The sequence below is a fragment of the Affinirhizobium straminoryzae genome, assembly GCF_007004135.1.
Lineage (GTDB): Bacteria > Pseudomonadota > Alphaproteobacteria > Rhizobiales > Rhizobiaceae > Neorhizobium > Neorhizobium straminoryzae.
Window position 1 is genome coordinate 44,512 of record NZ_VJMG01000086.1, and the last position, 11,910, is coordinate 56,421.

12 protein-coding genes and 1 pseudogene are annotated in these 11,910 nt (G+C 64.1%); 6 read left to right on the forward strand and 7 right to left on the reverse strand.

The annotated features are described in order from the left end of the window. Positions 1-90: 90 nt before the first annotated feature. The 3 genes from FNA46_RS24000 to FNA46_RS26485 are packed head-to-tail and all read right to left on the reverse strand — an operon-like array spanning position 91 to position 1,867. Positions 91-1,149 (reverse strand): 5-(carboxyamino)imidazole ribonucleotide synthase, encoded by a 1,059-nt coding sequence (locus FNA46_RS24000; protein ID WP_143127736.1) that lies wholly within the window; start codon positions 1,147-1,149, stop codon positions 91-93. Beyond that, positions 1,146-1,613 carry a 5-(carboxyamino)imidazole ribonucleotide mutase gene (gene purE / locus FNA46_RS24005; RefSeq protein WP_143127756.1) on the reverse strand — a complete coding sequence of 156 codons (468 nt, stop codon included), beginning with the start codon at positions 1,611-1,613 and terminating at the stop codon, positions 1,146-1,148. Before purE ends, FNA46_RS24000 begins: the two co-directional genes overlap by 4 nt. Positions 1,614-1,663: 50 nt before the next feature. Next, positions 1,664-1,867, reverse strand: a complete 204-nt coding sequence (locus FNA46_RS26485; RefSeq protein WP_143127737.1) for a YdcH family protein — start codon at positions 1,865-1,867, stop codon at positions 1,664-1,666. 360 nt (positions 1,868-2,227) lie between these two features. Here FNA46_RS26485 and FNA46_RS24015 point away from each other — a divergent pair, with 360 nt between their 5' ends. Next, the gene (locus FNA46_RS24015; protein WP_143127738.1) at positions 2,228-2,404 is read left to right on the forward strand and encodes a YdcH family protein; all 177 of its coding nucleotides are present in this window, start codon (positions 2,228-2,230) and stop codon (positions 2,402-2,404) included. Between the two features lie 228 nt (positions 2,405-2,632). On the opposite strand, the gene FNA46_RS24020 is transcribed toward FNA46_RS24015, so the two are convergent. Next, positions 2,633-2,893, reverse strand: a complete 261-nt coding sequence (locus tag FNA46_RS24020) for an ArsR/SmtB family transcription factor (RefSeq protein ID WP_143127739.1) — start codon at positions 2,891-2,893, stop codon at positions 2,633-2,635. Positions 2,894-3,074: 181 nt separating this feature from the next. Next, a complete protein-coding gene (locus tag FNA46_RS24025) occupies positions 3,075-3,851 on the reverse strand; it encodes a sulfite exporter TauE/SafE family protein (RefSeq protein ID WP_143127740.1) in 777 nt (258 codons plus the stop codon). Positions 3,852-4,041: 190 nt separating this feature from the next. On the opposite strand from FNA46_RS24025, the gene FNA46_RS24030 reads away from it, so the two are divergent. From FNA46_RS24030 to FNA46_RS24050, 5 genes are all read left to right on the forward strand, one after another. Continuing rightward, positions 4,042-4,695 carry a thiamine phosphate synthase gene (locus FNA46_RS24030; RefSeq protein WP_143127741.1) on the forward strand — a complete coding sequence of 218 codons (654 nt, stop codon included), beginning with the start codon at positions 4,042-4,044 and terminating at the stop codon, positions 4,693-4,695. A gap of 8 nt (positions 4,696-4,703) precedes the next feature. Beyond that, entirely contained in the window at positions 4,704-5,834 is a 1,131-nt protein-coding gene (locus tag FNA46_RS24035; protein WP_143127742.1) for a tetratricopeptide repeat protein, read from the forward strand. Between the two features lie 177 nt (positions 5,835-6,011). Continuing rightward, positions 6,012-6,812 (forward strand): inositol monophosphatase family protein, encoded by an 801-nt coding sequence (locus tag FNA46_RS24040; RefSeq protein WP_143127743.1) that lies wholly within the window; start codon positions 6,012-6,014, stop codon positions 6,810-6,812. Between the two features lie 211 nt (positions 6,813-7,023). Next, positions 7,024-8,067, forward strand: a complete 1,044-nt coding sequence (locus tag FNA46_RS24045; protein ID WP_143127744.1) for a flagellar motor protein MotA — start codon at positions 7,024-7,026, stop codon at positions 8,065-8,067. A 3-nt stretch (positions 8,068-8,070) separates the two neighbouring features. Next, on the forward strand, positions 8,071-9,102 hold the full coding sequence (locus tag FNA46_RS24050) for a peptidoglycan -binding protein (RefSeq protein WP_143127746.1): 1,032 nt from the start codon (positions 8,071-8,073) through the stop codon (positions 9,100-9,102). A gap of 40 nt (positions 9,103-9,142) precedes the next feature. On the opposite strand, the gene FNA46_RS24055 is transcribed toward FNA46_RS24050, so the two are convergent. After that, on the reverse strand, positions 9,143-10,114 hold the full coding sequence (locus FNA46_RS24055) for a Bug family tripartite tricarboxylate transporter substrate binding protein (RefSeq protein WP_143127747.1): 972 nt from the start codon (positions 10,112-10,114) through the stop codon (positions 9,143-9,145). 214 nt (positions 10,115-10,328) lie between these two features. Next, positions 10,329-11,879 (reverse strand): annotated as a pseudogene (locus FNA46_RS24060) (ABC transporter transmembrane domain-containing protein); the annotation flags it as partial. Positions 11,880-11,910: the final 31 nt, after the last annotated feature.

The following is an 11,910-nucleotide window of genomic DNA, read 5'->3' on the forward strand; positions in this document are numbered from 1 at the left end:
GAGCGCCGGAGGCGCCCTTCTTTAGGATGGGAGGCTGATACAGGTTCGTCACACCTCTGTCAACCGCAGGGGCCGGCGGGGCAGGGGATTTCACCGCAAAAGCCGGGTCACATGGCCCATCTTGCGGCCGGGCCGGGCCTCGCTCTTGCCGTAGAGATGGACCAGCACATCCGGGGTGGCGAGCCAGTGCGGCACCGCGGCCATGTCGTCGCCGATCAGATTCGTCATCACGCAGTCCGAATGGCGTGCGGGGTTGCCAAGCGCCAGGCCGGTCACGGCGCGGATATGCTGCTCGAACTGCGAGACCACGCAGGCGGCTTCCGTCCAGTGCCCGGAATTGTGCACGCGCGGCGCGATCTCGTTGGCAATCAGCGTGCCATCGGCCATGACGAAGAATTCCATGCCGATCACGCCGACATAATCGAGCGCCGTCAACAGGCGCTCGGCGGCACGCATGGCGGCCTCGGCGGTGTCGGGGCCGATTCGGGCCGGCAGGGTGGAGGTGTGGAGAATGCCGTTGCGATGCACGTTCTCCGCCACGTCGAAGGCTTTTACCGTGCCGTCGGTTGCGCGCGCGGCAATTACGGAAACCTCGCGCTCGAAGGCGACGAAGCTTTCGAGGATCAGCGGCACGCTTCCCATCGCGGCATAGGCGCCGGCCGCATCGTCCTGCGCCGAGCGGAACACGCGCTGGCCCTTGCCGTCATAGCCGAACCGGCGGGTTTTCAGCACGCCGCGCCCGCCGAAATCGGCAAGCGCCCGCTCCAGATCCTCCTGGGAATCGATCGCATGGAACCGTGCCGTCTCGATGCCGCAGCCGTTCAGGAAGCGCTTTTCCGTCAGCCGGTCCTGGGCGACGTCGAGCGCCTTCGGTGGCGGATAGACCGGCCGGCTTTGCGCCAGATGTTCGGCGGCCGCCACCGGCACGTTTTCGAATTCGTAGGTGATCACGTCGCAGGCGGCGGCGAGTTCATCAAGCGCCGCGCGGTCGTCATAGGCGGCCACGATCTGTCGGTTCGCCACCTGGGCGGCCGGGCAGTCGGGCTGCGGCTCGAGGATGATGGTGCGGAAATTCAGCCGGGCTGCGGCCATTGCCAGCATGCGGCCGAGCTGGCCGCCGCCGATAATGCCAAGGGTGGACAGCGTCATGGCGCCTCGTCGATGGGATAATCTGCAACGGATGCCGTCTGGCGGGTCCGGTATTCGTCAAGCCGGTCTGCCAGATCGTCGTCGGAAAGGGCAAGCACCGCGGCCGCCAGCAGGGCCGCATTGACGGCGCCGGCGCGGCCGATCGCAAGCGTTCCGACAGGAATTCCGGCCGGCATCTGGACGATGGAATAGAGGCTGTCCATTCCGGACATGGTCTTCGACTGGACGGGTACGCCGAACACCGGCAGCGGGGTCAGTGCAGCCACCATGCCGGGCAGGTGTGCCGCGCCGCCGGCGCCGGCAATGATCACCTGAAAGCCTTCCTCGCGGGCGCCCTTGGCAAAGGCTACCATCCGATCGGGGGTGCGATGCGCGGAGACGATCCTGGCCTCATATCCCACATCCAGCGCATCCAGCGTGTCTGCGGCATTCTTCATGGTCTCCCAGTCGGACTGGCTTCCCATGATGATGGCAACCGGCGGTCTCTCCTGCGGCAATCTTGCGTCCTCCGTCCTCACGCGATGATGTCGGGAATGATCTGGTCTTCGAGCTGGCTCATCTTGTCCTTGATGGCAAGCTTCTTCTTCTTCATGCGCTGGATGCGCAGGGCTTCGCATCCGGTCTCGATCATGGCGTTGATGGCCGCATCGTAGTCTTCGTGCTCCTGACGGAGCCGCGCCAGTGCCAGCCTGATGTCCGCCTGTTCCTGATCGGCCATATGTTTCGTCCCCACTTTAAATTCCGGTCTTTGTCGCGCCGGGGAATTCCCGCAAGCTCCTACCATCAAACCTTGCGAACGACTAGAGCGGTGAACGGCAAATCTCGGGTGTCAATCGAGCCAGAAAGAAGCCGATTAATCAACGCCTAATCGTATCGCTGCACGGTGTTGCACGCTGTGCTGTGACGGGGCAGGGACGGGATGCCTTCATTTGCGCTTAACGAGTTCCAAGGAATGGCCCCCGAGATGTCACGATTTCGCCTTCGACAAAGGGTGCGCTTCATGTCACAATTCCTTCGCAAACCTGAAGCCACGGGCTCATGGGGAGCTGGTGGCAGGAAAAAGGGAAGGACGTGCCACATGACCATTCAGGCTCATATCGCATCGCTCGAAAAGAAACATGGTGCTCTTGAGGAGGAGCTCCAGGCCGTACTTGCGTCCCCATCCTCCGATGACCGCATGATCGCGGACATCAAGCGTCGCAAGCTCAAGCTCAAGGATCAGATGGAGCGGCTGAAGGAGGCGACGCGCCACTAGCATTCGAACGCGTTATGAGTGTCTGACATCGATATGTGATGTCTGTCTCGCCGCCGTGGCGCTCCAGGTGGGCTGCCGCAGGCGGCGGACGTTAAACATCAGGCGAAACGACGCGGCGATTGCTGTCAATCAATCCTCACGGATTTCCTTGCGACATCCACGTGCGCCTGATCCGCGCAATGCAGCGAGGCGTTTCCGGTCGGTCCCCGGATAGTGTCTGGGGCGGCGTTACTTCCAGAATTGATCCAGCCAAAGGTTGAGCTTGTTGAAACCCTTGCTGTTTAGCGAATAGATACGTCGCGTGCCCTCTGCCGTTACATTGACGAGGTTGCTGTCAAGCAGCGCTTTCAGGTGTTGCGAAACGGCAGGGCGGCTGATGGGCAAGCCTTCTGCCAGTTCGTTGACGGTGCGCGGGGCGCGCCGAAGCTCTTCCAGCAAATGACGCCGGTTCGGATCGGCAATGGCTGCAAAAGGGTCAAAGCTTGTCATGTCCACAACCTACGCGAAGTAAGGTGGACGAGCAAGACTATTTTTGTGCGCCGCAATATCTGTGACGCCTCTTTCGCTTTACTTGCAGCGCCGTGCGATCTTGTCTGTTCGCGCCAGACGAGGTCTTGACGATAGTTTTGTGACATCTGCGAAGGCCGGTCGGCCGGCGTAATCGGCTCCGTCAGAACGGCAGTGCGTCCCAAAGGAGCTTCAGCGCTGCGAGCAGGCCGAGGCCATAGGCGAGGGGATAGAACACATCCGGTTTCAGCCGTCGGACGATCACCGCGCCGGCCATTGTGGCAATCAGCGCGACCGGCAGAAGCGTGACCGACAGCTGCAGGTTCTGCCGGTCAAGCGCGCCGAGTGCCACATAGGGAATGACCTTGATGGCATTGACAAGCGCGAAGAAACGCACGCTCGCGCCGGTATATGCCTTGGGGTCGAGCTTCAGCGGCAGCGCATAGATCTGGAAGGGCGGGCCGCCGGCATGGGCGACGAAGCTGCCATAGCCGCACAGCGTGCCCCAGAACAGGGCGGGGCCGGTGCGGTGGCCACTGGCCGGCACGGGTGTTCCGGCGCCCGGGCCGTAGGTCTGGTAGAAATAGCGGGCGGAAAACAGGATCATCGAGACCGCGATCACGAAGCGCAGCGCATCCGGCGGCACGAAGGCGGAGGTTGCCCAGCCGAGCGCGACCCCCACCATGCCGCCCGGCAGGAAGGCCAGCAGCAGCTTGCGGTCGTTATGCTTGCGCCAGGCGTACAGTGCCACCATGTCCATCAGGATGAGGATGGGCAGGAATATGGCGGCCGCATCGACGGGGCTGACAACGAGCGCCATCAGCGGCACGCCGATCAGCGCAAAGGCGCCGCCAAGGCCACCCTTGGAGAGGCCCACGAGGGCGACGGCCGGAACGGCGGCGGCAAAGAAGGTGAGGCTGGGAAGGTCGAAGCCGAACATGCTTGCGGATGACTGTTGATCGGAAGGCCTGACCGGTCTATCGGACTTGTGACGGGAAGACGAGCCTTGCCAGGATCAACTTGCATTTCAACCCCTGCAGGAACCTGATCGAGACTCGGCCGCCGCAAGCATGCCGTCGCACGCGCCCTGCCGGCGCAGACCCGCGTCGGGCGCAAGGAGATTTGGACCCATGACACTGCCGGAAGATCGCTGCCGCCTCGTTCTGATCGTGCCCGATGAGGCTGACGACGCCGCGCTGGCGGAAAAGCTGGAGCATGCGCTGCGCGGCGGCGATGTGGCCTCCGTCATCCTGCCGCAGTATGGCGCCAGCGATTCCGACTTCCAGAAGCGCGCCGAGCGATTGGTGCCGCTCGTCCAGGCAGCCGGGGCCGCGGCGATGATTGCCGGCGACAGCCGTGTCGCGGGCCGCGCCCGGGCTGACGGCCTGCATGTCACCGGCAAGGTGGAGGAACTGGCCGACGCGGTGGAAAAATTCACCCCGAAGCTGATTGTCGGTGCCGGCTCTGCCGCAGACCGCCATACGGCGCTCGAAGTGGGCGAGGTCCGGCCGGATTACATTTTCTTCGGCAAGCTGGATGGCGACATCAAGCCGGAAGCGCATCCGAAGAACCTCGATCTCGGCGAATGGTGGGCTGCGATGGTGGAAATTCCCTGCGTGGTCATGGGCGGCACTGCGGTCGAATCCGCGTTGGCTGTTGCTGAAACGGGCGCTGAATTCGTTGCCCTTCGCCGCGCCATTTTCGAGCATCCGGCCGGTACCGCCGCGGCGGTTTCCGAAATCAATGCGATTCTGGACGAAAAAGCGCCACGGTTTGGCGCTTGAAGGGCGGCATGCGTCGTATATCCGGTCTGCCCAGCCTCTCTCTCGTCCTTCTGTCTGCCTCGCTGGCGGCGGTGCCATGCGCGCGCCTTGCGGCGGCGCAGGGCACGGAACGGGCCGTGACGCGGCCGGTCGCGCCCGCGACCGGCGGTTTCGAGAAGGCACCGGAAAATCCGGAGGGCGCAACGGATGGCGCCGACCAGAAGTCTGGCCGGCCGGGCGATGATCCCTTTCCCTCCTCGGGCATCACGCTTTACGAGCGCATGGGAACCACGCTGCCGCCGGCCCCGGCGGAAAAGCCCTATCACGGGCCGGTCGACGAGGCCTATGGCGCCTTCCAGCGCGGGCTGTACGTGACGGCACTCGACAAGGCGCTGCCGCGCGCCCAGTCCGGTGATGCCGCGGCCCAGACGCTGGTTGCGGAAATGATGAGCCGCGGGCTCGGCATCCTGCATGATCGCAAGGCGGCCGCCTTCTGGTATGGTCAGGCCGCCGAGCGCGGTGATCCCTCCGCGATGTTCCAGTATGCTCTTCTGCTGATGGAAGGTCGCTATGTGACGCGCGACAAGACCAAGGCCGACGATTACATGCGCCGCGCCGCCGAGGCCGGCAACCCGTCTGCCCAGTTCAACTGGGCGCAGATCCTGATTGCCGACAATCCCGGCGACAAAGGCCTGAAGCTGGCGCTGCCCTTCTACGAGAAATCCGCCGAACAGGGCGTGGCCGACTCGCAATATGCGGTGGCGCAGCTCTACATCGCCATCAAGGATCTGGATCCGGCCAAAAAGGGCAAGGCGCGTGAATGGCTGCAGCGGGCGGCGCGCGCCGGCTACGATACCGCCCAGCTTGACATGGGCATCTGGCTGGTCAACGGCGTCGGTGGTCCGCGCGACTACGATCAGGGCTTCCAGTGGATGAAGGTTGCCGCCATGCGCGGCAACGTGGTGGCGCAGAACAAGCTTGCCCATCTCTACGTCAATGCGCTTGGCACGCGGCCCGATCCCGTGGAGGCGGCCAAGTGGTACGTGCTGTCACGCCGCGCCGGTCTGCCGGATCCCTCTCTCGAGGATTTCTACCTCGGCATCGAGGATGATCAGCAGAAGAAGGCGATCGAAGCGGCCAACCGCTTTCGTCCCGGCTGATGGGTCAGGAATAGTCGCGCGTTCACCCTCAACGCCACCTTTCGCGCTGCTTCGGACCCGCGTGACTTGAATTCCTCGGGGTTTTGTGGTTCTGAACCCCCCTATTCAGAAAAGTTCAGATCGTCGTTCGTTCCTGTCGGACAGGGACAGCCGCCCCATACCCCAAGGATTCCCTCGATGGCTCGTTCAGCCCTTCTCAATGTCATGGTTCAGGCCGCTATGAAGGCCGGCAAGTCGCTCTCGCGTGATTTCGGCGAAGTGCAGAACCTCCAGGTGTCGGTGAAGGGGCCAAGCGACTTCGTTTCCCAGGCCGATCTGAAGGCCGAGAAGATCGTGCATGACGAACTGATGAAGGCCCGTCCCACCTATGGTTTCCTGGGTGAGGAAGGCGATGAGGAAAAGGGCACCGACGGCGCACATCGCTGGATCGTCGATCCGCTCGACGGCACCACCAATTTCCTGCACGGCATTCCACAGTTCGCCGTCTCGATCGGCCTGGAGCGCAATGGCGAGATCGTTGCCGGCGTCATCTTCAATCCGGCAACGGACGAACTCTTCACCGCCGAAAAGGGCGGCGGCGCCTTCCTCAACGATCGCCGCATCCGGGTGGCAGCCCGTCGTGTGCTCTCCGATTGCGTGATCGGCTGTGGCGTGCCGCATCTCGGTCGCGGCAATCACGGCAAGTTCCTTGTCGAACTGCGGCATGTGATGGGCGAAGTGGCCGGCGTGCGTCGCTTCGGTGCAGCGGCGCTGGATCTTGCCTATGTTGCGGCCGGGCGCCTGGACGGCTTCTGGGAAACCGGTCTCTCCCCCTGGGACATGGCTGCCGGCCTGATCCTCATTCGCGAAGCCGGCGGCTTCGTCAGCGATTTCAAGGGTAGCAACGACATGCTGGCCGATGGCAGCGTGGCCGCCGGCAACGAACTGATCCACAAGCAGCTTGTCGAAGTGGCCAACCGGCCAATTCCCACCCGCTGAATGACGGTCTGAAGCGGCCTCTCTGTTCCGGTGGCCGTCTGGCCGCCGGTGTCCTTCTGCGCCTGCAGGCAACCGCCACGGGTCTCGTCCATTCGTGAAGGGATGATGAAAGGCTTGGAAATCTCGATGGTTTCCGAGCCTGCGTCACTTCAATTCGTCTCATTTTTGCACTAGCCTCCGGCGCAATGTGATGCGGAGGCTTGCGTAACCCATGGCGAATGACACCCTCGGGGATGTGAACGGTTCTGAATTGGCACCCCGGCCACAAGGGTACAAGCTGTCCAATCCGGTGCCCTTCCTGTGGACCATGGTGCTCTTCCTGATCATCATCGGCTTCATCGTGGCGATCCTCTATCGTCAGGCCCACACCGCCTTCGTCACCAATCCCGGCCTCAATGGTCTCATTCTCGGCGTTCTCGCGATCGGTGTGCTCCTGATCTTCTCCCAGGTCATCAGCCTCATTCCGGAAGTGCGCTGGTTCAATTCCTTCCGCGCCGCCGGCAGCGCAGACCGGGTGGGGCGCCAGCCGCGCCTGCTCGCGCCGATGGCATCGCTGCTCGGTCGCAGCCAGAGGCTGGCGCTGTCGGCCACCGTGCTGCGCTCGATCCTTGATTCGATCGGCACGCGGCTCGACGAATCGCGCGACATTTCCCGCTATCTGATCGGCCTTCTCGTGTTCCTCGGCCTGCTCGGCACTTTCTGGGGCCTGATCGGCACCATCGGCTCGATCAGCGAGGTGATCCAGGGACTCGATCCGAATTCCGGCAACAACAGCGATATCCTGGCTGCGCTGAAAAGCGGCCTCACCGCACCGCTCTCCGGCATGGGAACGGCGTTTTCCTCGTCTCTGCTCGGCCTTTCCAGCTCGCTGATCCTCGGTTTTCTCGATCTGCAGGCAGGGCGCGCGCAGAACCGCTTCTATACGGAGCTGGAAAACTGGCTGTCTTCCGTGACGGATGTGAGCACCGAACTCCCGGTCTCCGGCCCGGTAGCGGGTGACAATGCCTCCGACGAACTGCGCCGTGTTGCCGACCAGTTGCGCAAGCTGATCGCCGCCCAGACCAAGGGCGAGGCGGCCCAGCATGAGAAGTCGCTGGCCGCCATGAACAACCTCGCCGAAGGCATTCAGGGCCTCGTCAAGAACATGCGCAACGAGCAGCAGATGCTGCGCGACTGGATCGAGGCGCAGCAGGAGGAAGCCAAGGCCATGCGCCGAACGCTGGACCGTCTCTCCGACAAGATCGGGGGGAAGTGATCCATGGCGCTTGGCCGCAACCGCCGGCGCGAGCGTGGCGTCGATTACTGGCCGGGTTTCGTCGATGCCCTGTCGACGCTTCTGCTTGCCATCATGTTCCTGCTCACGGTGTTCGTGCTGGCGCAGTTCATTCTGGGGCGCGAGATTTCCGGCCGTGACGAGGTGCTGACCCGTCTCAACAGCCAGATCGCCGAGCTGACCCAGCTTCTGGCGCTGGAAAAGAGCGGCAAGCAGGATTCCGACGATGCCCTTGCCAATCTGCAGGCCTCGCTCGCGCAGTCGGAAAGCGAACGCTCCCGGCTACAGGCGCTTCTGGAGCGCGGCGCCGGCACCAGCGACGCGGCAAACCAGCGCATCGGCACGCTCTCCGAACAGCTCGATCAGGAAAAGCAGGTGAGTGCGCGGGCCATGAGCCAGGTGGAACTGCTGAACCAGCAGATCGCCGCCCTGCGCGCCCAGATCGCCGCTGTCGAAGCCGCCCTTCAGGCCTCCGAAGCCAAGGATGACGCCTCGCAGGCCAAGATCGCCGATCTCGGACGCCGCCTCAATGTGGCGCTGGCCCAGCGCGTGCAGGAACTCAACCGTTACCGCTCCGATTTCTTTGGGCGGCTGCGCGAAATCCTGTCCGACCGCCAGAACATCCGCATTGTCGGCGACCGCTTCGTCTTCCAGTCCGAAGTGCTGTTTCCGGTGGGCGGCGCCGACCTGGATGAGGCCGGTCGTGCGGAGATGGACAAGCTTGCAAGCGCCGTGATCGAACTGGCCCAGGAAATCCCGGCGGAGATCAACTGGGTGCTGCGTGTCGATGGGCATACCGACAATTCGCCGCTCTCCGGCGCCGGGCGCTACCGCGACAACTGGGAGCTTTCGTCCGCGCGTGCGACCTCGGTGGTCAAATATCTGATTTCCAAGGGTGTTCCCGCCAACCGCCTGGTGGCGGCCGGATTTGGTGAATACCAGCCGATCGCCGAAGGGGATACGCCGGATGCCCGCTCGCAGAACCGCCGTATCGAGCTGAAATTGACCGAGCGGTAAGGCCAGGGGCGGCGGGCTGTTGCCGCCGCCTCGCCGACCGTCAATCCATCTGCACGTTGGCGGCGCGCACCACCGGTCCCCATTTCGCGACCTCCGCCTTCACATGCGCGCCAAGAGCTTCCGGGGTCGAGGCAACGATGGTGGCGCTGAAATCCTTCATGCGGCCGACGACGCCCGGATTGGCGAGTGCCGCCTTGGCGGCGGCGTTCAGCCGGTCGATCACCGGCTTCGGCGTGCCGGCAGGCGCAAACAGCGCGTTCCAGGTATAGGTCTCGTAGCCGGGAATGCCGGCTTCCGCCATGGTCGGCACGTCCGGGAAGGACGGCGCGCGTTCCGCCGTGGTGACAGCCAGCGCCCGCAGCGTTCCCGCCTTGATGTGCCCGGAGGAGGAGGGGAGGTTGTCGAACATGATCGACACCTGATTGCCGATGAGATCGTTGAGCGCCGGGCCGGAGCCCTTGTAGGGCACATGCTGCATCTTTACCCCTGCCATGCTGTTGAACAATTCGCCGGACAGATGCAGCGGCGTGCCGTTGCCGGAGGAGGCGTAGCTGTACTTGTCCGGATTGGCCTTCAGCAGCGCCAGCAGTTCGGCAACGGTCTTGGCTGGCAGCTGCGGATTGACCACCAGCACATTCGGCACGACGACCAGCAGCGAGATCGGCGCGAAATCCTTTTCCGCATCATAGGGCTTGGTCTTCAGCATCAGCGGGTTCAGCGCATGGGTGGCGACCGTTCCCATCAGGATGGTGTAGCCGTCCGGTTCCGCGCGGGCCACGTTGCCGGCGCCGAGACTGCCGCCGGCGCCGGCCACGTTCTGGACGACGACCGGCTGGCCGAGATCGGCGGACATGCGTTCAGCAATCACCCGTGCGACCACATCGGTAGAGCCGCCGGCGGCGAAGGGTACGACGAGTGTCACGGTGCGATCCGGAAACGCGGCATGGGCCGCGCCGGCAAGAGCGGTTGCGGCAAGCACACCGGCCGCGAGAATGGATTTGAACAGGGACATGCAGCATTCCTCCCGGGATGATGACGGCCGGCAGGGCGTTCTCCTCGACACCCGGCGTCGGATGCTCGCGAATCTGGGGGATGCAGGGGCAATCGCCCACTGGAAATGCGACAGTGAAACGGAAGATTTGACGGCGGCTCCGCGCCATGTTTCGTTTTCCACCCATCTGCCACAGCCGATGGGTGAAAATCGACACATCGGATCGGATGGCGCGTTACTGCGCCGCGAGAAACCCTTGCGCGCCGGCATCGAACTGCAGCCGGGCCAGGCTGGCATAGAGGCCGTTGCGGGCCACCAGTTCGGCATGCGTGCCTTCCTCGACGATCTGTCCGTCTTCCATCACCAGGATGCGGTCGGCCTTCAGCACGGTGGCAAGGCGATGGGCAATCACGATCGTGGTGCGGTTTTTCATCAGCCCGTCCAGCGCCGTCTGCACCAGCGTTTCGCTTTCCGCATCGAGTGCGGAGGTCGCCTCGTCGAGCAACAGGACCGGCGCGTTTTTCAGGATGGCGCGGGCAATCGCGATGCGCTGGCGCTGGCCGCCTGAGAGGGTGACGCCGCGCTCGCCGGCGAGCGTGTCGTAGCCCTTGTCGAGGCGGGAGATGAATTCATCGGCCTGGGCGGCGACCGCCGCCTGCCGCACCGCCTCACGGCTGGCATTCGGCAGGCCGAAGGCGATATTATCGTGGATCGAGGCGGCAAAGATCGTCACATCCTGCGGCACGATGGCCATGCGGGCGCGAAGGTCCGCCAGCCGTGCCTGCCGGATGTCCACCCCGTCGAGCCGCACGGCACCGCGCGTCGGGTCATAGAAGCGCATCAGAAGCGAGAGCACGGTGCTCTTGCCGGCACCGGAAGGACCGACGATCGCCACCGTTTCGCCGGCCTTCACCGAAAACGACAGGTCGTGCACGGTAATGGCGCTGACGCGGGAGGGGTAGGAGAAGGAGACAGTGTCGAACGACACCTCTCCGCGCGCCGGGGCAGGCAGGGCGACCGGCTGTTCCGGGTCGCGGATCGCCGGCACTTCGCGCAACAGTTCCGTCAGCCGTTCAGCCGCGCCGCCGGCCTGCGACAGGTCGCCCCAGACTTCCGAGAGCTGGCCGAGCGAGCTTGCGGCCAGCACCGAATAGAGCACGAACTGGCTGAGCGTGCCGGCCGTCATCGTGCCGGCCAGCACGCTTTGCGCGCCATACCAGAGCACGCCGACAATGCTGCCGAACACCAGGAGGATGGCAAAGCCCGTGAGAAAGGCGCGCGAGCGGATGGCGGCGCGGGCGGCATGATAGGCCTCCTCCACAGCGTCGCCATAACGTGCAGTGGCGCTTTCCTCGGCGCCGAAGGCCTGCACGGTGCGGGTCGCGGCAATGGTTTCCGAGGCAAAGGCGGAGGTGGCGGCCAGTGTATCCTGCGCCATGCGCGAGCGCCCGCGCACCGAGCGGCCGAAGCCGACCAGCGGGAAGACGATCAGCGGGATAGCGCCCAGCACGAGCGCCGAAAGCTTCGGGCTGGTGAGAATCATCATCCCCATCGCGCCGAGACAGAGGATCAGGTTGCGCAGCGCCTGCGACGCCGAGGCGCCGAAGGCGGACTTGATCTGCGTCGTGTCCGCCGTCAATCGCGAGACGATCTCGCCGGACTGATTGACGTCGAAGAAGGAGGGAGAGAGCGCCGTAACGCGGGAAAACACCTCGCGGCGCAGATCGGCCACCACGCGTTCGCCGATGGTGATGACATAGTAGTAGCGCAGTGCGCTGGCCACGCTGCTCGCCGTGTCCAGCGCACTGCGCTACTAC

What these genes read in the sequence shown, in the direction of transcription:
- FNA46_RS24000 (WP_143127736.1), bottom strand. Translation starts at nt 1,149, where the DNA reads ATGACGCTGTCCACCCTTGGCATTATCGGCGGCGGCCAGCTCGGCCGC.
- purE (WP_143127756.1), bottom strand. Translation starts at nt 1,613, where the DNA reads ATGGGAAGCCAGTCCGACTGGGAGACCATGAAGAATGCCGCAGACACG.
- FNA46_RS26485 (WP_143127737.1), bottom strand. Translation starts at nt 1,867, where the DNA reads ATGGCCGATCAGGAACAGGCGGACATCAGGCTGGCACTGGCGCGGCTC.
- FNA46_RS24015 (WP_143127738.1), top strand. Translation starts at nt 2,228, where the DNA reads ATGACCATTCAGGCTCATATCGCATCGCTCGAAAAGAAACATGGTGCT.
- FNA46_RS24020 (WP_143127739.1), bottom strand. Translation starts at nt 2,893, where the DNA reads ATGACAAGCTTTGACCCTTTTGCAGCCATTGCCGATCCGAACCGGCGT.
- FNA46_RS24025 (WP_143127740.1), bottom strand. Translation starts at nt 3,851, where the DNA reads ATGTTCGGCTTCGACCTTCCCAGCCTCACCTTCTTTGCCGCCGCCGTT.
- FNA46_RS24030 (WP_143127741.1), top strand. Translation starts at nt 4,042, where the DNA reads ATGACACTGCCGGAAGATCGCTGCCGCCTCGTTCTGATCGTGCCCGAT.
- FNA46_RS24035 (WP_143127742.1), top strand. Translation starts at nt 4,704, where the DNA reads ATGCGTCGTATATCCGGTCTGCCCAGCCTCTCTCTCGTCCTTCTGTCT.
- FNA46_RS24040 (WP_143127743.1), top strand. Translation starts at nt 6,012, where the DNA reads ATGGCTCGTTCAGCCCTTCTCAATGTCATGGTTCAGGCCGCTATGAAG.
- FNA46_RS24045 (WP_143127744.1), top strand. Translation starts at nt 7,024, where the DNA reads ATGGCGAATGACACCCTCGGGGATGTGAACGGTTCTGAATTGGCACCC.
- FNA46_RS24050 (WP_143127746.1), top strand. Translation starts at nt 8,071, where the DNA reads ATGGCGCTTGGCCGCAACCGCCGGCGCGAGCGTGGCGTCGATTACTGG.
- FNA46_RS24055 (WP_143127747.1), bottom strand. Translation starts at nt 10,114, where the DNA reads ATGTCCCTGTTCAAATCCATTCTCGCGGCCGGTGTGCTTGCCGCAACC.